Annotated in this window: 20 protein-coding genes; 16 read left to right on the top strand and 4 right to left on the bottom strand. The window is 62.7% G+C overall.

Features of this window, described 5'->3' with window-relative positions; all coding sequences use genetic code 11:
- Positions 1 to 613 precede the first annotated feature (613 nt).
- Positions 614 to 1,015 (top strand): RidA family protein, encoded by a 402-nt coding sequence (locus tag BLT65_RS34200; protein ID WP_042314809.1) that lies wholly within the window; start codon positions 614 to 616, stop codon positions 1,013 to 1,015.
- A gap of 61 nt (positions 1,016 to 1,076) precedes the next feature.
- Positions 1,077 to 1,961 (top strand): aldo/keto reductase, encoded by an 885-nt coding sequence (locus BLT65_RS34195; protein WP_091786704.1) that lies wholly within the window; start codon positions 1,077 to 1,079, stop codon positions 1,959 to 1,961.
- 76 nt (positions 1,962 to 2,037) lie between these two features.
- On the opposite strand, the gene msrA is transcribed toward BLT65_RS34195, so the two are convergent.
- Genes msrA through msrB form a run of 3 tightly spaced genes read right to left on the bottom strand, consistent with a single transcriptional unit; the run spans position 2,038 to position 5,251 of the window.
- Positions 2,038 to 2,775 (bottom strand): peptide-methionine (S)-S-oxide reductase MsrA, encoded by a 738-nt coding sequence (msrA, locus tag BLT65_RS34190; RefSeq protein ID WP_042314811.1) that lies wholly within the window; start codon positions 2,773 to 2,775, stop codon positions 2,038 to 2,040.
- Positions 2,776 to 2,824: 49 nt separating this feature from the next.
- On the bottom strand, positions 2,825 to 4,669 hold the full coding sequence (locus tag BLT65_RS34185; RefSeq protein ID WP_091786611.1) for a cytochrome c biogenesis protein DipZ: 1,845 nt from the start codon (positions 4,667 to 4,669) through the stop codon (positions 2,825 to 2,827).
- 48 nt (positions 4,670 to 4,717) lie between these two features.
- Positions 4,718 to 5,251 (bottom strand): peptide-methionine (R)-S-oxide reductase MsrB, encoded by a 534-nt coding sequence (gene msrB, locus BLT65_RS34180; protein ID WP_091786608.1) that lies wholly within the window; start codon positions 5,249 to 5,251, stop codon positions 4,718 to 4,720.
- A gap of 191 nt (positions 5,252 to 5,442) precedes the next feature.
- Between msrB and BLT65_RS34175 the strand changes: the two genes are divergently transcribed.
- The 7 genes from BLT65_RS34175 (at position 5,443) to BLT65_RS34155 (ending at position 13,432) form a co-directional block, all read left to right on the top strand.
- Complete coding sequence (locus tag BLT65_RS34175; RefSeq protein ID WP_009771640.1) at positions 5,443 to 6,174, top strand: response regulator transcription factor; 732 nt, start codon at positions 5,443 to 5,445, stop codon at positions 6,172 to 6,174.
- Positions 6,171 to 7,688 (top strand): sensor histidine kinase, encoded by a 1,518-nt coding sequence (locus BLT65_RS34170; RefSeq protein WP_091786605.1) that lies wholly within the window; start codon positions 6,171 to 6,173, stop codon positions 7,686 to 7,688. The genes BLT65_RS34175 and BLT65_RS34170 overlap by 4 nt, the downstream gene beginning before the upstream one ends.
- A 782-nt stretch (positions 7,689 to 8,470) precedes the next feature.
- Positions 8,471 to 8,662 carry a hypothetical protein gene (locus tag BLT65_RS47390; RefSeq protein ID WP_167306595.1) on the top strand — a complete coding sequence of 64 codons (192 nt, stop codon included), beginning with the start codon at positions 8,471 to 8,473 and terminating at the stop codon, positions 8,660 to 8,662.
- A gap of 312 nt (positions 8,663 to 8,974) precedes the next feature.
- Positions 8,975 to 10,087, top strand: a complete 1,113-nt coding sequence (locus BLT65_RS34165; RefSeq protein ID WP_091786602.1) for an extracellular solute-binding protein — start codon at positions 8,975 to 8,977, stop codon at positions 10,085 to 10,087.
- Entirely contained in the window at positions 10,087 to 11,916 is a 1,830-nt protein-coding gene (locus tag BLT65_RS34160) for a GGDEF domain-containing protein (RefSeq protein ID WP_091786599.1), read from the top strand. The genes BLT65_RS34165 and BLT65_RS34160 overlap by 1 nt, the downstream gene beginning before the upstream one ends.
- Before the next feature lie 87 nt (positions 11,917 to 12,003).
- Positions 12,004 to 12,177 (top strand): hypothetical protein, encoded by a 174-nt coding sequence (locus tag BLT65_RS47385; protein ID WP_007744500.1) that lies wholly within the window; start codon positions 12,004 to 12,006, stop codon positions 12,175 to 12,177.
- 184 nt (positions 12,178 to 12,361) lie between these two features.
- Positions 12,362 to 13,432: a hypothetical protein gene (locus tag BLT65_RS34155; RefSeq protein ID WP_091786595.1), complete on the top strand. Its 1,071-nt coding sequence runs from the start codon at positions 12,362 to 12,364 to the stop codon at positions 13,430 to 13,432.
- 72 nt (positions 13,433 to 13,504) lie between these two features.
- Here BLT65_RS34155 and BLT65_RS34150 read toward each other — a convergent pair whose 3' ends face one another.
- Positions 13,505 to 14,698, bottom strand: coding sequence for an acyltransferase family protein (locus tag BLT65_RS34150; protein WP_091786591.1), 1,194 nt, complete (start codon positions 14,696 to 14,698; stop codon positions 13,505 to 13,507).
- Positions 14,699 to 15,084: 386 nt separating this feature from the next.
- On the opposite strand from BLT65_RS34150, the gene BLT65_RS34145 reads away from it, so the two are divergent.
- The 7 genes from BLT65_RS34145 to BLT65_RS34115 all read left to right on the top strand — a co-directional run bounded on the left by BLT65_RS34145 (position 15,085) and on the right by BLT65_RS34115 (position 22,304).
- Positions 15,085 to 16,488 (top strand): GH1 family beta-glucosidase, encoded by a 1,404-nt coding sequence (locus BLT65_RS34145; protein ID WP_091786588.1) that lies wholly within the window; start codon positions 15,085 to 15,087, stop codon positions 16,486 to 16,488.
- A gap of 82 nt (positions 16,489 to 16,570) precedes the next feature.
- Positions 16,571 to 17,815 carry an ABC transporter substrate-binding protein gene (locus tag BLT65_RS34140; protein WP_009771646.1) on the top strand — a complete coding sequence of 415 codons (1,245 nt, stop codon included), beginning with the start codon at positions 16,571 to 16,573 and terminating at the stop codon, positions 17,813 to 17,815.
- A 6-nt stretch (positions 17,816 to 17,821) separates the two neighbouring features.
- Positions 17,822 to 18,778 carry a carbohydrate ABC transporter permease gene (locus BLT65_RS34135; protein ID WP_091786585.1) on the top strand — a complete coding sequence of 319 codons (957 nt, stop codon included), beginning with the start codon at positions 17,822 to 17,824 and terminating at the stop codon, positions 18,776 to 18,778.
- Positions 18,778 to 19,686, top strand: coding sequence for a carbohydrate ABC transporter permease (locus BLT65_RS34130; RefSeq protein ID WP_091786582.1), 909 nt, complete (start codon positions 18,778 to 18,780; stop codon positions 19,684 to 19,686). The genes BLT65_RS34135 and BLT65_RS34130 overlap by 1 nt, the downstream gene beginning before the upstream one ends.
- A 9-nt stretch (positions 19,687 to 19,695) precedes the next feature.
- Positions 19,696 to 20,793 (top strand): ABC transporter ATP-binding protein, encoded by a 1,098-nt coding sequence (locus BLT65_RS34125; RefSeq protein WP_091786578.1) that lies wholly within the window; start codon positions 19,696 to 19,698, stop codon positions 20,791 to 20,793.
- 36 nt (positions 20,794 to 20,829) lie between these two features.
- Positions 20,830 to 21,843 carry a LacI family DNA-binding transcriptional regulator gene (locus BLT65_RS34120; protein WP_042314822.1) on the top strand — a complete coding sequence of 338 codons (1,014 nt, stop codon included), beginning with the start codon at positions 20,830 to 20,832 and terminating at the stop codon, positions 21,841 to 21,843.
- Positions 21,844 to 21,923: 80 nt separating this feature from the next.
- Positions 21,924 to 22,304, top strand: coding sequence for a PaaI family thioesterase (locus BLT65_RS34115; RefSeq protein ID WP_007744521.1), 381 nt, complete (start codon positions 21,924 to 21,926; stop codon positions 22,302 to 22,304).
- Positions 22,305 to 22,849: the final 545 nt, after the last annotated feature.

Below are 22,849 nucleotides of genomic sequence, written 5' to 3'. Positions count from 1 at the left end.
GTCTCACTCCGGACCGATAGCGCACGCGTTCCACCCTGTAAGAGCGCCAAGCTATACGACGCGACAACCTACACACAGTTTGCCACCTGGGCGGCACATACCATTCGCTGCCGCTGGCACTTGTACGGGTATTTGAAGCGGGTGAGGCGTTCATTTGTAGCGTTGGCAACGCACGCGAACAGAAATGCTGCCGTGTGAAGCGTAAGACCCTTTGGGGGCCCTCAGGCAGTGAGAGATGTTGGCGGTGTTAGCCGCTTTCTTTTGCCTACTTTTCTTTGCGGCGGCAAAGAAAAGTAGGTGCCGCCCCGCACAGGGGCGACGCTTGAAGCACGCTAACAAATCGCGGATGCCAGCGAAACCACAAGCAAACCAACCAGCCGTCGCAGACAAACCAGGTGCCGCCCCGCACAGGGGCGACGCTTGAACAGCAAACACCATAGCGCGGATGCCGGCGAAACCACGAGCAAACCACCCAACGCGTCGCAGACAAAAAACCAAAAACCAAAAACCAAAAACCCTTCTGCATAACAAAAAAATCCGCGCTAAGGTATGACCTTGCCATTCAACCAAGCGCCGCAACCACCGAAACAAAACAACCCTGGAACCCAAACCGATGACCGAACCCACCCAGTTCTGGATGATCGAAGGCGCCCCGACGCCGGTCGGCCCATTCTCCCATGCGACGGAATCAGGCGGCTGGGTCTTCGTCACCGGCCAGATGCCCACATCCCCGGACGACGACACCGCCCCCTTACCCGAGGGCGTCGCCGCACAAACCAAACGCGTCATGGACAACCTCGTGCTGGTGCTCAAGGGCATCGGTCTCGGCCTCGAACACGTGGTATCGGCGCGTATCTTCCTCACTGAATTCAAACGCGACTACGCAGCGATGAACGCCGTCTACGCCGCGCATTTCCCGCCGGGACGGCTGCCCGCGCGCACCTGCGTCGGCGTAACAGGCCTCGCGCGCGACGCACTAGTCGAGATCGACTTCATCGCGCGCCGTCCGGGCTGACGCAACGTCAATGCGTCCTCATCGACCGTCCGCGCGCCGCGACTTCCTGCAACGCGCGCTAATGCTGCCCCTCGCGATGTCCATTCCATCCCTCGGCGCCGCCCAGCAAAAATCAACGCCTCGCATGGAACGGCGCGCGATCCCGTCAACCGGCGAACCGCTGCCCGTCGTCGGCTGCGGCACGTGGCGCACCTTCGACGTCGGCGACGATCCGAACGGCCAGGCGCGGCTCGCCGAAGTGCTGAAAGTTCTGTTCGCAGCGGGCGGCGCGGCAATCGACTCATCCCCGATGTACGGCTCGTCCGAAGCCGTCGCGGGCACGCTGCTCACGCGGCTCGACGCGCACAACAAGGCGTTCGTCGCGACCAAGGTGTGGACGCAAGGCAAAGCCGCAGGCATCGCGCAGATGGAAGAGTCGATGCGCCGCCTGCAGCAACCGAAGATCGACCTGATGCAGGTTCACAACCTCGTCGACTGGCGCACGCAGCTCGCGACGTTGCGCGACTGGAAAGCAAGCGGGCGTATTCGCTATATCGGCATTACTCATTACACGTCAGGCGCGTTCGATGAAGTCGCCAGCGTGATGCGCAGCGAGAAGCCCGACTTCGTGCAGGTCAACTACGCCGCCGACGATCGCGACGCGGAACAGCGCATCCTGCCGCTCGCGCGCGATCTCGGCATCGGTGTCGTGATCAATCAGCCGTTCGGCGGCGGCGGGTTGCTGTCGCGCGTCGGCAAGACGCCGCTGCCCGCGTGGGCCGCCGACATCGGCTGCACGACGTGGGCTCAACTGCTGCTGAAATTCGTGCTCGCGCAACCGGCCGTCACCGTCGTGATTCCCGGCACGGGACGCCCCGAGTACATGGCCGACAACGTGCAGGCAGGCGTGGGCCCATACCCCGACAAGGCGATGTGCAAACGGATCGTCGACGCCGTGGGCGGGTAAAAGACGACGCAACCACAACGCCCCGCGCGGCCGTGGCCAACCCGCAGGCCACATCAGGCCGCGCGGCGCGCCACCATCATGAAGCCGACGCTTTCAGCAACACGGGATCGTTGCGATAGACATCCGGGAACATCTTCTTCAGATAATCGATCTTCGGCAGATCGTTGATCGCGATGTACGGCGAATCCGGATGCAGCACCAGATAGTTCTGGTGATACTGCTCGGCAGGATAGAAGCCCTTGAAGTCCTCGATCTTCGTGACGATCGGCGCAGAAAACACCTTCGCGCCGTTCAACTGCGCGATATAAGCCTGCGCGATGCCACGCTGCTCGGCATTCTGCGGAAACACCACCGAACGATACTGCGTGCCGTGATCCGGTCCCTGGTAGTTCAACTGGGTCGGATTGTGCGCGACCGAGAAGAAAATCTGCAGCAACCGGCCATACGTGATCTGCGTCGGGTCATACGTGATCCGCACCGACTCCGCGTGCCCCGTGTCGCCGCCGCTCACGGTCTCGTACTGCGCGGTGTTTGCCGCGCCGCCTGCGTAGCCCGACGCGACCTGCTGGACGCCCTTGACGTGCTCGTACACGCCCTGAACGCCCCAGAAGCAGCCGCCCGCGAAGACAGCCGTTTCCGTGTGTACGCTGCCCACTTTTTCGTCCTGCGCGGGCGGCGGAATCCGGACCGCCTGTTCCGCCGACGCAACGTGTTGCCACGCAAGGGCGCCCGCGCCGATGGCGACGCACGCCACGATCCTGCCCGCCGACGTGCGGCTCCAGCCCAATGCGCTTGCGATGAGTTTCTTGTTCACGGTGATAGTCCTCGAATAACAGGGTGATGTGCAGTCAGTCGGAATCCGGTTAGCCGAACGTGAACGCGTACGCCTCGACACCCGGATCGAGAAACTCGATCGCAAAGGTGTGATCGGCTACGTCGCCCGTCTGACGCACGAGCTGATAGAGACGCTGTTCCGTCACGACGCCCGTGCCGTCGGCGCTCACGTCGGTGCCGCGCGCGTCGCCCGGCGTGGCGCCGTCGATCGTCACGCGAAAATGCACCGGCTTGCCGGCAGCGCCCGGCCCGAGCACCAGATGCAGGTCACGCGCATGGAAGCGATAGACGATGCGTCCGTTCGGCGCGGCGAGCGTCGCGTGCTCGGCGCCCACTTTCCACGTGCCCGCGAGTCCCCAATCGTTGACGTCGGGGCTCGACGGCGCGGCATAGGTGTGCGCGCGGTTCTCGGCTTCGCCACCCGGCGACGCGAAGTTCTCGGCACGCGCATAACCGATGTACGTTTCCGGCGACATCATGTCGTTGCCGTCGGCGGCCGCCTCGACGCCTTTCGCGCGCTGCGTGAGACCCGTCGCCACCTGAGCCGCTTCGGGATGACCGGCTTCCACGAGCAGTTGCTGGATCACTTTCTCCGACTGTTCATACTCGCCTTCGCCGAAGTGATGATGACGCACGCGACCCTGCGCATCGACGAAATAGTGGGCTGGCCAGTACTGGTTGCCGAACGCGCGCCAGATTGCATAGTTGTTGTCGATTGCGACCGGATAGTCGACGCCGAGATCGTGCGTGGCCTTCTTCACATTATCGATATTGCGCTCGAATGCGAACTCCGGCGCATGCACGCCGATCACGACGAGCCCCATGTCGCGATACTTCTGCGACCACGCTTTCACGTACGGCAGCGTGCGCAGGCAGTTGATGCACGAATAGGTCCAGAAATCGACCAGCACGACCTTGCCCTTCAACTGCGCATTCGTGAGCGGCGGCGAGTTCAGCCATTGCACGGCGCCCGCCAGCGACGGCAGCGTGCCCTCGACAGGCAACGGTGCCGCCGCAGCCGATGCGCGCATCATCGTGCCTGCGGGCGGCGTGGCGTCGCCTGAGGCAGGGAGCGTGTCGGCGGCCTTCATCATGGCGGGGCCATCGTTCGATACATTCGCCGACATCATCGCGTCGCCGGCGGGTTTGCGCGGCGACAGGCTGTCCACCAGGTGCTGCTCGATGCCGCTCGTCGCCACCGTCGATACCTTCGTCAGCACGCCCGTATCGAGGCCGAGCGCGATGGCCGCGACGCCGCACAGCATCGCCGCGCCGATTCCGCGCCGCACCCATTCGCCCGCGCCGAGCGAGCGCTTCATCGCCGTGAAGACCCGTCCGCCGATCAGCAGCGCGATGGCGAGCGAGGTCGCCGCGCCCGCCGCATAGGCGAGCAACAGCAGCGTCGTGCCGACGCTTGCGCCACGCAGCGCGGCGCCCGTCAGCACGAGGCCGAGGATCGGGCCCGCACAGGGCGCCCACAGGAGGCCCGTCGCGATGCCGAGCAGAAACGACGAGCCGATGCGCGGCTTCGCGCCGTCCGCCTGCGCAAGCTCGGACAGCCGGTTGCCCGCGCTGACGAGCGGGTGCATCAAACGGTCGGCGAGACGCGGCAGCAGCAGGGTGAGGCCGAACACGCCGAGCAGCACGATCGCGATCCAGCGGCCGTACTGGTTGGCCTGCGTGACCCAGCCGCCGCCGACAGCTGCGAGCGTCGCGACGAGCGCGAACGTCAGCGCCATGCCCCCGAGCAGCGGCAGGCCGGAGCGTGCGAACGGCTGGTCGGCGCGCGCGAAGACGAAGGGCAGCACGGGCAGAATGCACGGACTCAGGATCGTGAGAGCGCCGCCGAGGTAAGCGAGGACAATGAGTAACATGATCGTTTGGTTGGTTGATCGTGCGAATTGGGGCGATGAAAGAAGATGTCAGGCGGCGCGCGGTGTGAAGGTCATCGCGAGCCCGTTCATGCAGTAGCGCAAGCCCGTGGGCTTCGGGCCGTCGTCGAACACATGTCCCAGATGGCCGCCGCAGCGCCCGCAATGCACTTCCGTGCGCACCATGCCCCATGAGCCGTCTTCGCGCGTCGCGACAGCATGATCGAGCGGGGCCCAGAAGCTCGGCCAGCCCGTATGGCTGTCGAACTTCGTGCGCGACGAAAACAGTTCACGGCTGCAACCCGCGCAGGCGAACACGCCGCTGCGATGCTCGTCGTTCAGCGGGCTGCTGAACGGGCGCTCCGTGCCTTCCTCGCGCAGCACGTGATATTGCGCTGGCGTGAGCTGCGCGCGCCATTGCGCATCGGTGCGCGTGACTTCGAAGCGCGCGGGTGAGCCGGGCGCTGCGTCCTTTGCGTCCGCTGTGCCCGGCGTTCCCGCCGCAAACGCCCGCCAGTGCGTGAGCGCGGCCAGCGCAGCGAGCGCGCTGCCGCCCGATAACAGGAACCGCCTGCGGCTTTTCATCGTGTGCTCCTTGGTGCGACTCGATTGAATATGGCGTAGCGTAAGTCCGCTCTGATATCCGGGTCCTCACGAAAACTTAAATTAATTGTGATAACCCGGCGGCCGAAAATTCTGCACAATGTCAGTGCTGTAAACGTTGTATGGCAACGTTTAATCCCTGCATTCAATCCCACGTTGATTCAAGCCAGCCGATGGACCATCCAAAGCGCGTACTGATCGTCGAAGACGATGTCGACATAGCGAATGTGCTGAGCCTGCACCTGCGGGACGAACGCTACGAGGTCGTCCATAGCGCCGACGGCAACGAAGGGCTGCGGTTGCTGGAGCAGGGCAACTGGGATGCGCTGATCCTCGACCTGATGCTGCCGGGCGTCGATGGCCTGGAGATCTGCCGGCGCGCCCGGGCGATGGCGCGCTATACGCCCATCATCATCACCAGCGCGCGTTCGAGCGAAGTGCATCGCATTCTTGGTCTGGAGCTCGGTGCGGACGACTACCTCGCCAAGCCTTTTTCCGTGCTCGAACTGGTCGCACGCGTGAAGGCGCTGTTGCGACGCGTCGATGCGATGGCGAAAGATGCGCGGATGGAAGCGGGCAGCCTGAACCTCGCCGGACTGTTCATCGATCCGCTCACGCGCGAGGCGAGCGTCAACGGCAAGCGGATCGAACTGACGCCGCGCGAGTTCGATCTGCTGTACTTCTTCGCGAGCCGTCCGGGCAAGGTGTTCTCGCGTATGGATCTGCTGAACGCCGTGTGGGGCTATCAGCACGAAGGCTACGAGCACACCGTCAATACGCACATCAACCGGCTGCGCGCGAAGATCGAGGCCGACCCCGCGCAGCCCACGCGCATCCTGACGGTGTGGGGGCGAGGCTACAAGTTCGTCGCCGATCCTGCGGCGCACGAAGGAGACGCGTCGTGAACCTGTCGTTGACACAGCGGTTGTCGCTGGTGTTTTCCATCTTGCTGCTCGCGTGCTGCGGCGCGTCGGCATGGCTGCAGATACGTTCGAGCGATCTGCACGAAAAGGAAGTGATCCAGAGCCTGTCGCGCGATCTCGCCTCGCATATCGCGCGCAGTCCGGCACTGGCGGACGACAGCAACGACGGCTCGCGCAAGGAAGCGTTGCGTGAGATTTTCGGGCAGTTGATGGTGGTCAATCCGAGCGTCGAGGTGTATCTGCTCGATCAGAACGGCCGTATCGAAGGCGACGACGCGCCCGCCGGACACCTGAAGCGGATGCAGGTCGACGTGCGGCCGGTGCGCGAGTTCATCGCTGGCGATCCGCTGCCGATACTCGGCGACGACCCGCGCAGCGTCGACGGGCGCAAGGTGTTCAGCGCGGCGTTGCTGCCGCACGCGAGCAACCGGCCGCCCGAATACCTGTACGTCGTGTTGCAGGGCGAAGCGCACGACGCGCTCGCCGCACGCGTCGCAGCTAGCTCGGTGTTGCGCACGACGTTATGGTCGATGGCGGTCGTCGCGCTGCTCGGTCTGGTGGCGGGTCTGATGGCGTTCGGGCTGATCACACGGCCGCTGCGCCGTCTCACCGACGCGATGCGCAAGTTCGATGCGAATGGCGAGCCGGATACACAACCCGCGATTGCCAACGCGGCGCGCCCGTCGCCTTCCAATTCGCGCGACGAAATTGCAACGCTCGAATCGACGTTCGCGCAGATGGCCGAGCGCATCGGGCAGCAATGGCGCGCGTTGACGCGGCAGGACCAGGAGCGGCGCGAACTGGTGGCGAACATTTCACACGATCTGCGTACGCCGCTGACTTCGCTGCACGGCTACCTGGAAACGCTGTCGATGAAGTCGGACACGCTAAGCGACGCCGAGCGCAAGCGTTATCTGGCTATCGCGCTTGGGCAGAGTGTGAAGGTCGGCAGGCTTGCGCAGTCGCTGTTCGAACTCGCGCGGCTGGAGCACGGGAACGTGCAGCTTGCGCTTGAGGATTTCTCGCTGGTCGATCTGTTGCAGGACGTGTTTCAGAAGTTCGAGCTGTCTGCCGAAGCGCGGCATATCCAGCTGCGAGCGGGCATTCCGCCGCGGTTGCCGAACGTGACGGCGGACCTTGGGATGATCGAACGTGTGCTGACCAATCTGCTCGATAATGCGATCCGTCATACGCCGGATGCGGGCGCTGTTGATGTTGATCTTGTGGTGCGGGACGCTAAGGTGTCGGTGACCGTGAGCGATACCGGGCCGGGGATGTCGGAAGAAGTGCGGGCGGGTCTGTTCCAGCGTGCGTTTACGTCGGGTGGCGCGCATCGCGGGGGGCTGGGGTTGCTGATCGTGCAGAGGATGCTGCAGTTGCATGATAGCCAGATTCGGCTTGTTGAGCGGGATGGCGTTGGCACCGCGTTTTGTTTTGAGTTGCATCCGGCGGGTAGTGTGCAGAAGGGGGGACGCGTGATGGCGTCCATACAGTAGATTTGCACGCAGGGGTTCGTGCGGGAGGTTTGGGGTTTTTGGGGGTTCTGCCTTTGCGGTGGCATTCGCGATGCGCTTGGTTTTTATGCCTCTGCGTTGGCATCCGCGTTATGCGTTCGTGCTTCAGGCGTTGCCGTTCGGTGTATTAGCCTTTGCGCTGGCATCCGCGATTCGTTAGCGCGCTTCAGGCGTCGCCCCTGTGCGGGGCGGCACCTACTTTTCTTTGCCGCCGCAAAGAAAAGTAGGCAAAAGAAAGCGGCTAACACCGCCAGTTCTTGTGTTTGCCTGAGGGCCCCCAACGGGTCTTATGCTTCACACGGCAACGTCTCCGTTGGCGCTCGTTGCCAACGCGTCGAATGAGCGCCTCACCCACTTCAAACACCCGAACTTGGGCTAGCGGCAGCGAATGGTTTCTGCCGCCCAGGTGGCAAACTGTGTGTAGGTTGTCGCGTCGTATAGCCTGGCGCTCTTACATGGTGGAACGCGTGGGCTATCGGTCCGAAGTGAGGCGTGTGAGGTGCTACGGCCTACACACAGTTTGCCACCTGGGCGGCAGTGGAATAGCTGGCACGGCGCGCTGTAGTGCGGGAGCGTGAAGCGGGTGAGGCGCACCGCAAGAGCGCTGGCAACGAACGTGGGTCACGTGGTTGCCGTGTGAAGCGTAAGACCCTGTGGGGGCCCTCAGGCAAACACAAAAGCTGGCGGTGTGAGCCGCTTTCTTTTGCCTACTTTTCTTTGCGGCGGCAAAGAAAAGTAGGTGCCGCCCCGCACAGGGGCGACGCGTGAAGCTAGATAACAAATCGCGGATGCCAGCGCAAACACAAGCAAACCAAACCAAACCAAATCAAACCGCCCGCACAGGGCTCAAACGCGAATGCCAGCGCAATGGCATAAAAACCCTTCCCAGCAAATACATAAAACCCCTACAAAACAAGCCAAATCCAAACACCAGTTTGAAACGCACGAAAAATTGAAGTGCGCCCCACGCACCTTACCTCCGGTAATTTTCTGAAACGCTGTTTGAAAAGTTCGAGCCCGCCAATCGTTAAAGAAGCGGCCATGCAGGCCGTTATCTGCAGTTAGACCACAACAGGGTATATTTTGGCGCGCGCGATTCCGCTAGACTGCTGTTCCTTCTCCCGAAGAAAAGCGTCGCGCGTCTCTCGCCCGCGACCAAAAGCCGTTTCCCTCGTATGTGGCGGCCGCATCACCGCCATCGAGCCGATGCCGCCCCTGGTGTGCGCTTTAAAGTGCATTGAAGTCGGATCGCAATAAGGACAGACGAAATGCGGTGGTGCTACTCAAATGCATGTGTCTGGCAGCGGGGCATGCCTGCCCGCACCGCGCACGCGGCTGTCCGTCCCAATCGTTTCCTTGACGCAGTCATCCTTTTTATCGGCTGCTGCATGCTGATCGCGCATGCGTCAGCGGCCGAGAACGTGCTGCGCGTGCTCGCATGGCCGGGCTATGCCGACCCCGACGTCGTGAAAGCTTTCGAGAGCCGCTATCACGCGAAAGTCGAAGTCACGCTGATCGATTCCGATGAAGCGCTGTGGGACAAAATGCATCAGGGCAAGGCGCCGCAGTTCGACGTGCTCGCGGCAAATACGGCTGAAATCCAGCGCTACGCACACGACAATCTGCTCGCGCCGCTCGACCTCGACAGTCTGCCGAATACGAAACGGCAGTTGCCGCGCTTTCGCGCATTGTCGTCGATCGACGGACTGACGAAGCAAGGCGCCGTCTACGCGATTCCGTTCACCTATTCGACGATGGGTCTCATCTACGACCGCAAGCAGGTGAGCGTCGCGCCGCATTCGATGAACGAACTGTGGAACCCGCGCTATCGCGGCAAGGTACTCGACTACAACAGCGCGCAGCACAATTTCTCGTTCACGGCGCTCGCGCTCGGTTACTCCGATCCGTTTCAGCTGAACAGCGCTCAGATGCAGACCATCACGCGCAAGCTGATCGATCTGCGGCGCAATCTGCTGACGTACTACAACCTGCCGGAAGAGGCCGCTGCGTTCTTCGTGCAGCACAAGGTCGCGCTGATGTTCGGCAACTACGGCACGCAGCAGCTCGAACTGCTGCGCCGCGCGGGCGCCGACGTCGGCTATGTGATTCCCGACGAAGGCGTGCTCGCATGGCTCGACTGCTGGTCGATGACGAGCGCAGCGGCGAACCGGCCGCTCGCGCTCGCGTGGATCAACTACATGCTGGAGCCGGACGTCAGCCAGCTGTTGACGCAGCGCCAGGGTCTCGCCAACACGCTCACCGAGCCGCCCGAAAACTCGGACAAGAGCCACATTCTCTGGATCGAGCCCGTCGAGAACATCGACAAACGCGAGGCGCTGTGGAGCCGTATCGTCTCGGGTGACCGTCCGGAGCGTTTCTGATGATGCGCCCCGGGCTCACCTTCAAGCTCTCGGTGCTGCTCGCGCTGATCGGCGTGCTCGCGTCCGGCACGACGGGCTACTACGCGTATCGCGCGAACCGCACCATGCTCGTGCATGAAGCGGAGCGCAGTCTGCTCACGTCGACGGAACTGCTCGGCCAGCGTTTCACGATGGCGATCAACGACATCGCCGCGGACGCCCTGGTGCTGTCGACGATGCCGTCGGCCGCGACCGTCGCGCTCAACGACGACGGCAAATCCACCGACAACCCGACGCGCGACCGGCTCGCGCAGGTGTTCGCGAGTTTTATCGCGCAGCATCCCGAGTATCTGCAGGTGAGGCTCATCGCGCGCAACCACTATGGGCTGGAACTCATCCGTATCGACCGTGAATCGGGCGGCACGGTGCGGGTGCAGGAAAGCGCGCTGCAGGAGAAAGGACAGTTCGCGTATGTGTTCGATACGCTCGCGCTGTTGCCGGGGCGCGTCTACATTTCCCCCATTGCCGTCAATCACGAGCACGGCGCGCACGCGGCGGAGGGCAAGCCGACGCTGCGGGTCGGCACGCCCGTCGCCAACGCGCGCGGCGACGTGGTCGGCGTGGTCGTGATCGACGTCGATCTCGCGAGCCTGTTGCGGCTCTCGCAAGCGGATCTCCCCGCCGACTATCAAGTCTATCTCGCCAACGAGTGGGGCGATTTTCTCGTGCATCCCGACCCGTCGCTGACGTTCGGCTTCGACAAGGGCAGGCGCGTGTTCATGCAGGAAAGCTTCGCGGCAACGAAACCGCTGTTCGAGCAGTCCACCCAGCCCGTGCTGATGAACGGACTCACGCAACCGAACGAAGCGACGGGCCACGTATTCTCGTTCGTGCGCCGGCCGTTTGGCGAATCGCAGGGCAACCGCTTCATCGTGATCGGGCTCGGGAAGCCGCTGCACGAGGTGCTGGTCGGCGCGAACATGCTCGGCAACAGCATCGTGCGGATGGTGCTGATTTTCAGCGCGTTCGCGATCCTGCTCGCCATTCTGTTCGCCCGCGCGCTGACGCGCCCGCTGCATAGTCTCGCGGAGGCCGCCACGCACTTTTTCTCCGAGCACACGGTGGACGCCTTGCCACTCAGGCGCACCGATGAAATCGGCGTGCTCGCGCGCTGCTTCGACCGCATGCGCCGCGAGATCCGCCTGCAGATGGACGAACTGCGCAGCAAGCAGCACGAGCTCACGCATCTCGCGAGCCACGACGGGCTGACGGGACTGCCGAACCGGATGCTCTTCATGCAGAAGCTGGAGGAAGCCATCGACCGGGCGCGGGTCAGCGGCGAGCGGCTCGCCGTGCTGTTCATCGACCTCAACCGCTTCAAGCAGATCAATGATCAATACGGCCATTCCGTCGGCGACGACGTGCTGGCCGTCGTCGCGCGCCGTTTGCAAGATGTGCTGCATACGGGTGACATCGTCGCGCGCCTGGGCGGCGATGAGTTCATCGTGCTCGTCAAAGGCGAGCGTTCCGCCGATGCGGCGCCCGCGATCGCCGCGCGCATCGTGCGCACGCTGGACGACGAACTGATGATCGACGATCAGCCGATGGCCGTCGGCGCGAGCATCGGCATCAGCCAGTTCCCGGCGGACGGCGATTCCGCTGAAGCGCTGCTGCTCAACGCGGACGCCGCAATGTACGCGGCGAAGTCGGGCGGCTCGGGTGCGTGGCTGTCGTATGGCGAGCTGATCGACATGCGGCGCGCGCGCGCCGGACGCGGCAAGCAGCGCCGACGCGAGCGCGAATCCGAAAAGGTCGAACCCGCCGACGACGGCACCGACGTCATCGCATAAGGGCTGAAGAAACGCATCGTGTTTTCCCTTTCCACGCGGCATGGTTCTTGCAAAAAGCTTGCATGTCAAAGCGGAAAGGAGAACCCGATGACCTTGGCCATTTATCTGATCGGCTGGCTGATTTTCATTGGCGGCGTGTCGTGGGCCCTCGTCACCATGCACGTCGCGCAGCATTACGTCTTGATCGTCGCCGTCATTCTGCTCGGCATCGGCGTCGTCACGGGCGCGACCCGCGCACGTGGACGCGACCGCTCTTCATAGCATTTCATCGCACGCACGCAGGTCACGGCGCAGGCATTTTTTGCACGTCGCCGTGACCCTCCGTGACACGGGTTGTGACATTTCTCGACATAGTTTATGAACTGACCTGAAGGGCAGTTTCTTCTACGATTCATTCCGTCGCCACTGCAAACGCCAAGTGGCCCGAACCGTGAAGGACACTGCCGTGAAAACCCGCTCGCACATCTTCTCTTCGTTGTCTGGTCTGCTGAATCGTTCGTCGGCATCCGCTGCGCGCGGCGTGTCGGGCGGCATCTCGCGCCGCATCGCGCTGGCAGCGGCAGCGACGGTGATCGGCGCAAGCGCGTCGCTCGTCAGCGTGCCCGCGTGGGCCGGCTGGTACGGCCACGGCACCGCGTACACGTCGCATGGCGAATACAACGGCGCGCACGGCGGCTACTGCAGCGGCGGCACCTGCAATCACGCGGGCGGCGTGGCCGGCCCCTACGGCGGCGTGGCGAGCAACTCGGGCAGCGTCACGCGTACGTCGCCGGGCCAGTTTTCCAACTCGGGCACGGCCTACGGACCCAACGGCCGCTCGGTGCAGCATTCCGGCGACACCAGCTGCGCAAGCGGCACCTGCTCGCACACGGGCACGATGACGGGCTCGGACGGCAAGACGGCATCGACGTCGGGTGAAGTGACGCGTAACGGCGCCGGCCAATATTCGTCGTCGGGAACGGTGACGGGCGGCAATGGCAACAGCTACAACCACTCGGCATCGACGAACTGCGGCGGCTGGACCTGCTCGCGCTCGGGCACCGTGACGGGCAGCAACGGCGGCACGGTCACACACTCGGGTAGCGCGACGAGCGTGGCACCTGGCGTGGTCGTCACGTCGGGCAGCGCGACAGGCACGCACGGCAACACCGTGACGACGAGCGGCACGGTAGTGCATGGCGGCGTTGTCACGACGGGCGGCACGGCTGTGGTGACGGGCACGACGACGGTTGGCGCGGCTGTCGTGGTGCCGCCGCCCGTGATCGTCGCGCCGCCTCCCGCTGTGGTTGTCGCCGCGCCTGTGCCTGCGCCCGTCGTCGTGGTTCCGCCGCCCCCGCCGGCCGCGGTGGTGGTCGCGCCGGCTCCCGTCGTCGTGCCGCCGCCGCCCGCACGTGTGGTGGTCGTCGCTCCTCCGCCGCCCCCGCACGTTGTGTATGTCGCACCGAAGCCGCGTCCCGCTGTCTGGATTCCGGGGCACTGGATCGGCCGCGTGTGGATTCCGGCGCACTGGGCGTAAATGAACAAGGCAGACGTACAAACACAAACGGCGCGTGAAGCGCCGTTTGTGTTTTGTGTGTGAAGAGGACGCTCAGCTCGGCTTCATGCCGGGGCCGACTGTCACGGTTGGATCGACCGGCACGGTTTCCGCAACCACGCTTGCGGGCACGGGCGGCTTGCTGCGAAAGCGCCTGCGAATGCGCCGCCGCATCGGCTCTTCGAAATACGTGAACACGATGACGCTGAGCAGCAGCGTACACGTGAGCGGAATCCAGCCGTTGCTCGCGCGAAAACCCACCAGCCACGCGAGATACGCAAGCGGCACATGAATCAGGAAGAGTGCATAACTCGCTTCGCCGAATTGCACGAGCCAGCGCTGATTCAGCAGGCCGATTACGGGCCGCTCCAGCAGCGCGAGGCCGAGAATCAAGGTCGCAAAGAACGGGCTCTGCGGATAGAACACGGGCGTCGTGGGTTGCCACAGCGCGAGCACGATCAGCACGACGACGGAACCCGACACCAGCGCGATGCCACGGCCATGCATCGACACACCGCGCGTGCGCAAGGTCTGGAATGCGAGCGCCGCGCCGATGCCCAGCATGAATTCGGCGATCCGGCACAGCGGCAGCGTGCCCGCAAGGAAGTGACTGCGCGAGACGGGGAACGCGGCCATGATGAACAGGATCATCAGGCCCTGCGCGATCCAGATGCCGAGCAGCGTAACGGCGAGCGTCGATGCGCGCATCTTCACGAAGCGAGCGAGGATCAACGGAAAGAGCGCGTAGAAAAACGCCTCGCACGACACGCTCGAAGCTGGACCATTCCACGGCTGATTGATCGCGGCGAACGGGAACCAGGCGGTGATCAGGAACACCTGGCAAATGAAGCTCACCACCAGTGAAAGATTGATCGATGTCTTCAGCGCGAACCACTTGAGAAACAGCACATCGTTGTGCGAGATCACGAGGTATGCAGTCGTAACGGACGCAATGGCAAGCGCGAACAGGATGTTCGGATAGATGCGCGCGACGCGCGCGACGTAAAAATTATGCGGGCCTTGCGTCGCGAGTTCGTCGCGATACGTGTACGTGAGAATGAAGCCGGAGAGGACGAAGAAGAGGGAAACAGCCGAGCGCCCGCCATCGACGAAATTGAAGAACGAAACGGGCGTATTGAGCAGTTCGAGTTCGCGGTAATGCGACAGGACGACGGTCAGCGCCGCCAGAAAGCGGATGCTCGTCAGCGCAGGAACGATGCCGTTGGCCTGAGTGCTCGTCGCTCGCATTGGGCTCTCATTTTTAAAAGGATGCGCCAAAGTTTCCGCATCGACAGTTCAGTTTAACGGTCTGCCATCACCTTCTTTCCGGTTCAACCCGTAGGTGTCGGAAAACACCGAGACATTGGCCGAGCAATCCCCGTTGCGCGTTGTGTACCGGCACCGATTGATTGTCACGACAAATGAAACGCGCCCCTGTCGTGATCCGAATTGCCATGCGTGTTGCATGGCGATTTCGGACGGGCTCTGTCCGATCCAGACAAACCCTGATTGCTGCGCCGAAAGGGCCGCTGATATCGTGCGCAGGTCATGTGGAAGCGCTTCCACTCCGGCTTTCGTTTCGTCGATCGATTCGTTTCAGACACGCGTCAAACCATTCAGCGAGAGGAGGTTCCGTGGCATACGATGCAGTGGCAACCGGCGGCATTCAGTCGAACAGTCAGCAAAGCGATCCCTTCACGCCGTCCGCCGACTCCGTTCTCTGGCGCAAGGACTTTCTGCTCGGCGCGGCAACGGCGTCGTATCAGATCGAAGGCGCCGTCAACGAGGACGGCCGCCTGCCGTCGATCTGGGACACGTTCTCCGCGACGCCGGGCAAGGTGCTCGCGGGCGACACGGGTGCGGTGGCCTGCGATCACTATCACCGTTGGGAAAGCGATCTCGACCTGCTGTCGGGGCTCAACTTCGAGGCGTACCGGCTTTCGGTTGCCTGGCCGCGCGTGATGGACGAAGCGGGTCGCCCGAACGCAAAGGGTCTCGATTTCTACAAGCGGCTGCTCGGCAGGCTGAAGGACAAGGGCTTGCAGACTTTCGTCACGCTGTATCACTGGGATTTGCCCCAGCACCTCGAAGATCGCGGCGGCTGGCTCAACCGCGAGACCGCCTATCGCTTCGCCGACTACGCGGACCTGATGAGCCGCGAACTGTCGGGCCACGTCGACGCGTGGATGACGCTCAACGAGCCGTGGTGTTCGGCGTTCCTCGGCTACGGCAACGGCCATCACGCGCCCGGTCTTGCGAACGTGCGTTACGCGACGCAGGCGATGCATCATCTGCTGCTTGCGCATGGACTCGCGACGCAGGTATTGCGCGCAAACGATCCGTCGTCGATGAAAGGCATCGTGGCGAACGTGGGGCGCGGTACGGCTGCAACGCAGAGCGAAGCGGACCAGCGCGCCGCGCATCTGTTCGAGGTGCAGCACAACGCGTGGATTCTCGATCCGCTTCTGAAGGGCGAGTATCCGGCCGATCTATGGGAGCTGTGGCCGGGCGCCGAGCCGCTCGTGCTCGAAGGCGACCTGCAAACCATCGCCGCGCCGCTCGATTTTCTCGGCATCAACTATTATTTCCGCACCAATGTGAAGAGCGACGGCGTGCATGGTTTCGTCGACGCGCCGCTGGCCGATGTCGAACGCACGCAGATGGGCTGGGAAGTCCATCCAGACGGACTGCGCGACCTGCTGACGGGATTTCACGGCACGTATCCGAACCTGCCGCCCATCTATATCACCGAGAATGGCATGGCCTCGGACGACAAGGTGGAGAACGGCCGTGTCGAGGACCCGCAGCGCATCGCGTTCCTCAAGCGGCATCTGGCCGCCGTCGATCAGGCCGTGAAGCAGGGCGTCGATATTCGCGGCTACTTCGTCTGGTCGCTGCTGGATAACTTCGAATGGGCGTTCGGCTACGAGCGGCGCTTCGGCGTCGTGCATGTCGATTACGGCACGCAGCAGCGCACCGTCAAACGCAGCGGCGAGCTGATCGCGCAGTTCATCGAGACGCGCAAACAGCAGCGCTGATAACGACGCGCTGACACGCAGTCACAAGAAGCTGATAAGCAGTCGACCTGATAAATCGGGCCTCGAGCCTGAAGGAGACGGAATGAACAGCAGAAAACAGTGGGCGTTGAAAAGCGGTATCGCACTTGCATTGGCCATCACGGGCGTCATCGCGCAAGCGGAGCCGTTGAAGGCGAATGTGATTCACTGGTGGACGTCGGGCGGCGAATCGGCGGCGATCCGGCAGTTCGCCGATGCGTACAACCAGGCGGGCGGCCAATGGGTCGACAACGCCGTGGCGGGCGCGGACCAGGCGCGTGCGACCGCGATCAACCGCATTGTCGGCGGCGATCCGCCCACGGCTGCGCAGTTCAACACGTCGAAGCAGTTTCATGACCTGATCGATCAGGGCCTGCTCAACAACGTCGATGCCGTCGCCACGAAGGAGAACTGGGCAGCCATCTTCCCGCAATCGATACTCGACAGCATCAAGGTCAACGGCCATTACTACGCGGCGCCCGTCGATATCCACATGCCCGCGTGGTTCTTCTATTCGAAGCCGGTGTTTGCGAAAGCGGGCATTGCGGGCGACCCGAAGAGCTTCGATGAATTCGTCGGCGATCTCGACAAGCTGAAAAAGGCGGGCGTGATACCGCTCGCGCTGGGCGGCCAGCCGTGGCAGGAGAAGATCACGTTCGATGCCGTGTTCGCCGATGTCGGCGGACCCGATCTGTATCTGAAGGTGTATCGCGACCGCGACCAGAACGCGGTGAAATCAGATGCGTTCAAGAAGGTGCTCGCGTCGTTCAAGAAGCTGCATGATTACGTCGATGCCGGCTCGCCGGGACGCAACTGGAACGACGCGACAGCGCTCGTGATCTCCGGCAAGGCGGGCGTGCAGATCATGGGCGACTGGGCGAAGGGCGAATTTTCGGCGGCCAAGCAGGCGCCCGGCAAGGACTTCGGCTGCTTCCCCGGTTTTGGTCCGCGCTCGCCGTATCTGGTGGCGGGCGACGTGTTCGTGTTCCCGAAAACCGACAACGCGACGGCGATCAAGGCGCAGAACCTGCTCGCGACGGTGATGACCTCGCCGCAGGCACAGGTCGCGTTCAGCGCGAAGAAAGGTTCGATCCCGATCCGGCCCGACGTCGACGTGAATCAGTTGGACATATGCGCGAAGGAGGGCATCGCGATCATGAAGGACAAGTCGCGCCAGTTGCCGAACCCCGAAATGCTCCTGTCGCCTGACATGCAGGGCGCGTTGACGGACGTCATCACGAACTTCTGGAACAAGAACCAGTCGGTCGACGATGCACAAAAAGCCTTTGCCAGCGCATTGAAGGGCTGACGCGCGATGGGCACGCTCAAGTCGCATGCCTTGCCTGAGATGGCGGCGAGCCGGCGGCCCGTCGCGAAGACGCGCGGGCGGCCGTTGAGGAAGCGCTGGTCGCTCGCCGCATGGATCGCGCTGATTCCGATGGTAGTCACGGTCGTCTTCGCGTATCTCGGCACGATGCTGTGGACGGCGCGCGTGTCGCTCAGCAACTCGCGCACGTTTCCGTCGAACGACTTCGTCGGCTTCACGCAATATGTGCGGCTGTTTCATAACGACCGCTGGCTCGTGTCGCTGCAGCACATCGCGATTTATGGCGTGTGCTTCATCGTCGCGTGTCTCGTGATCGGCATGCTGCTTGCCATCTTCATCGATCAACGCGTGATGGCGGAAGGCGTGTTGCGCACGGTGTTCCTGTATCCGTACGCGATGTCGTTTGTCGCGACGGGTCTCGTGTGGCAATGGATTCTCAACCCCGAGCTTGGCGCGCAGTCGCTGCTGCACAAGATGGGCTTCACGCATGCGCGCTTCGACTGGATCGTCGATCAGGATTTCGTGATCTATACGATCGTGATCGCGACCGTGTGGCAGGCGTCGGGTCTCGTGATGGCCGTGATGCTGGCGGGCCTGCGCGGTATCGACGACGAGTTGTGGAAGGCGGCGCGCATCGACGGTATTCCGCGCTGGCGCGTCTACGTGAGCATCGTTATTCCGATGCTCGGCCCGTCGATCTCAACCGCGTTCGTGCTGCTGTTCGTCGCCGTGGTGAAGCTGTTCGACGCCGTCGTTGCGATGACGCAGGGCGGTCCCGGCACTGCGAGCGAAGTGCCCGCGAAGTTCATCATGGACTATCTGTTCGGGCGCGCGAATATCGGGCTCGCGTCGGCCGCGTCGATCGTGCTGCTCGCGACGGTGCTCGCGATTCTTGCGCCGTTCCTGTATGCCCGCAGCCGAAGCGCGTCGCGCAAGGAGGTGTGATGAGCACGACGCTTGATTCGTCCCCTCGCGTGTCGCGGCGGCGTCATGCGCACAAGAAGCGTTTTTCGCCTTCGCGCCTCGGCATCTATGGCTTTCTGATCATCGCAGCGCTGTTCTTCCTGTTGCCGCTGTACGTCATGCTCGTGACGTCGGTGAAGCCGATGGACGAAATCCGCCTGGGCAATCTGCTCGCGCTGCCCGCGCACTTCACGCTGCAACCGTGGAGCGATGCGTGGCAGTCGGCATGCACGGGACTCGATTGCAACGGCATCCGCGTGGGTTTCTGGAACTCGGTGCGTATCGTCGTGCCTAGCACGGTGTTCTCGATCGTGATCGGCGCGATCAACGGCTATGCGCTGTCGTTCTGGCGGCCGCGCGGCGCGGGCATGTTCTTCGGCGTATTGCTGCTCGGCGCGTTCATTCCGTATCAGGTGATGATCTACCCGATGGTGCGCGTGCTGGCGAGCGTGCATCTGTTCAGCTCGCTGCCGGGCATCGTGATCATTCACACGATCTTCGGCATGCCCGTGATGACGCTGCTGTTCCGCAACTACTACGCGGGCATTCCGCTGGAACTGTTCAAGGCCGCGCGCATCGACGGCGGCGGTTTCTGGCGCATCTTCTTTCAACTGATGCTGCCGATGTCGCTGCCCATCATCGTGGTGGCGATGATTCTGCAGGTGACGAACATCTGGAACGACTACCTGCTCGGGCTCGTGTTCGCAGGCACGCGCAACCTGCCGATGACGGTGCAGCTGAACAACATCATCAACACGACGACGGGCGAGAAGATCTACAACGTCAACATGGCGGCGACGATCCTGACTTCCGTCGTGCCGCTCGCCGTGTATTTCATATCGGGCCGCTGGTTCGTTCGCGGCATCGCGTCCGGCGCAGTGAAGGGTTAAGGGACGAATATGGCAACCGTACCGAATATTGCAAACGTCGCGGTCCGCGACCTGAAAATCCAGCTGGGCGCGAACACGGTGATCGACGCGCTCGATCTCGATGTACGCGCCGGTGAATTCGTCGTGCTGCTCGGACCGTCGGGTTGCGGCAAGTCGACGCTGCTGCACAGCATTGCCGGTTTGATCGACGTGACGGAAGGCAGCATCGAGATCGGTGGCGAGGACATGACATGGGCCGATCCGAAAGACCGGCGCATCGCGCTCGTGTTCCAGTCGTATGCGCTGTATCCGACGATGAGCGTTGAGCGCAATCTGTCGTTCGCTTTGCGTATCAACGGCACGCCAAAGGCGGAGATCGAACGACGTGTAGCGCGCGCGTCCGACATGCTGCAACTCGGGCCTTTGCTCAAGCGCAAGCCGTCACAGCTGTCGGGCGGACAGCGGCAGCGCGTGGCGATCGGACGCGCGATCGTGCGCGAAGCCGACGTGTTTCTGTTCGACGAGCCGCTATCGAATCTCGATGCGAAGCTGCGCACCGAGTTGCGCCGCGAACTGAAGCAATTGCATCAGCGCCTTGGCGCAACCATGATCTACGTGACGCACGACCAGGTCGAAGCGATGACGCTCGCCACGCGGATGGCCGTGATGAAGAGCGGCGTGATCCAGCAGTTCGGCACGCCCGCCGAGGTGTATGCACGCCCTGCGAACCTGTTCGTCGCGACCTTTCTCGGCTCGCCGGCGATGAACCTGCTGAACGGCACGCTGCATGCTCAGGGTGACGGCGTGCGCTTCATGGGCGCGAAGCTTGATCTCGACGTGACGCCCTACGCGTTCGCCGCGCAGCCCGAGTACGGCAAGCCGTGCGTGCTGGGCGTGCGGCCCGAGGACGTGCGCGTGCGGATCGGCGCGGACTCGAATCAGCGCGGGCAAGTGTCGCTTATCGAACCAATGGGCAACCACCGGGTTATCTGGCTCGATTATCATGGCACTCAGATAGCGTCGATCGATCAGGAGAAAACGCCCGTTGCCGTTGGCGATTCAGTGGCGTTCGCGATCGATGGCGCACATATATCGCTGTTCGACGAGGCGGGCGGGGCGCGCCTCTGAACGGCACGCCCAATACTACAAGCGGACGGAGACACCGTGGCGACCCTCAAAGATGTAGCGGAGCTGGCGGGCGTGGGGCTCTCGACAGCCTCGCGCGCCATTTCCGGCAAAGGACCCGTATCGGCCGAGGCGGCGGCACGCGTGCAGGCCGCGATCGCCGAACTCAACTTCCGGCCTTCGTCGATTGGCCGCGCGATGGCCACGCAGCAACTGGGCATCATTGGCCTGTTCGTGCCGACTTTCTTCGGCTCTTACTACGGCACGATCCTCAAGCAGACCGATCTCGAACTGCGCTCGGTACACCGGCACGTGGTGGTGGCGACGGGGTGCGGCGAGTCGACGCCGCGCGAGCAGGCGCTCGAAGCCGTGCAGTTTCTGATCGGGCGCGATTGCGATGGCGTCGTCGTGATCAGTCACGACCTGCACGATGAAGACCTTGATCAGTTGCACCGGATGCATCCGAAGATGGTCTTTCTGAACCGTGCGTTCGATGCGTTGCCTGATGCGTCGTTTTGCGCCGATCATCGGCGCGGTGGTGAAATTGCGGCGGCGACGCTGCTGGAGCATGGGCATCGCAAGATTGCCGTGATCTCGGGGCCGTATACGGCATCGGACAATATCGAGCGGCTTGAAGGTTTCTTCGACGAGCTGGCGCGTCACGGCATTGCGCGTGAGTCGGTGCCGTTGATCGAATCGGACTTTTCGCCGGAAGGTGGGTATGCGGCGACGTGCCAGTTGCTTGAATCGAAAGTGCCGTTTACGGGGCTTTTTTGTGCGAACGATACGATGGCCGTCAGCGCGCTTGCGCGGTTTCAGCAGTTGGGCATTTCGGTGCCCGGCGATGTGTCCGTGATCGGCTATGACGATGATTACTCGGCGGCTTATTCGGCGCCTGCTTTGACGTCGGTGCATATTCCGACTGCTGAACTCACGCAGAACGCGGTGCGCTGGCTCATCAACCAGTGCTATGGGACCAAGTGGGATATCTTTCGCGAGTTTCCCGTGACGGTGTCGATGCGGGCTTCCGTTGGGCCGCCGAAAGCGGCGTGAAAGTGTGTCGGCGACGGCTTGATCTGTTGCGGTTCGCGGTGCTGGATTAGCATGAGGGCTCAACCGCCGCAGGAGATCATATGCAGCCGCCGCCACTCGATAATCCCTTTCTCGAATCGCTCGCGGTCGAATTGACCGAATGGAAGAGCGGTTACGCCGAGTTCACGATGCCGATTCGGCCGGAGACGCTTAACCGTCAGCGCGTCTTGCAAGGTGGTGCGATTGCTACTCTGCTTGACGCTGCCGCGGGGTATTCGGGGCTCTTTAGTGAAGGGGACCCGATTCATGCGTTTACTTTGTCGCTGACGATCAGTTATCTCGACAAGGGGCTCGGGGAAAAGGTCATTAGTAAAGGGTTTCTTGAACGTAAAGGACGGTCCGTGTTCTTTGCTCGCGCTGAGGCGTGGGTCGATCACAAGGTGTTGATTGCTAGTGCGCAAGGGGTTTTTAAGTACGCATGAGGTGGGGTGGTTTTTTTGTCTGCGACGCTGGGTGGTTTTCGTGGCTTTGCGCTAGCATCCGCGCTTTGCGTTTGTGCTTCAGGCGTTGCCGTTCGGTGTTTTGACGTTTGCGCTGGCATCCGCGATTTGTTATCTAGCTTCACGCGTCGCCCCTGTGCGGGGCGGCACCTACTTTTCTTTGCCGCCGCAAAGAAAAGTAGGCAAAAGAAAGCGGCTAACACCGCCAGTTCTTGTGTTTGCCTGAGGGCCCCCAAAGGTTCTTACGCTTCACACGGCAATCACGTGACCCATGTTCGTTGCCAGAGCTCTTGCGGTGCGCCTCACCCGCTTCACGCACCCGCGTCGCCGCAAGCCGTGCCAGATACTCCACGGCCGCCCAGGTGGCAAACTGTGTGTAGGCCGTAGCGCCACACACGCTTCACTCCGGACCGATAGCGCACGCGTTCTACCCTGTAAGAGCGCCACGCTATACGACGCGACAACCTACACACAGTTTGCCACCTGGGCGGCACATACCATTCGCCGCCGCTTGCCCGTGCAAATGC

It is taken from the genome of Paraburkholderia steynii, assembly GCF_900100565.1.
GTDB lineage: Bacteria > Pseudomonadota > Gammaproteobacteria > Burkholderiales > Burkholderiaceae > Paraburkholderia > Paraburkholderia terrae.
This window is presented reverse-complemented; position numbering and strand designations above follow the sequence as displayed.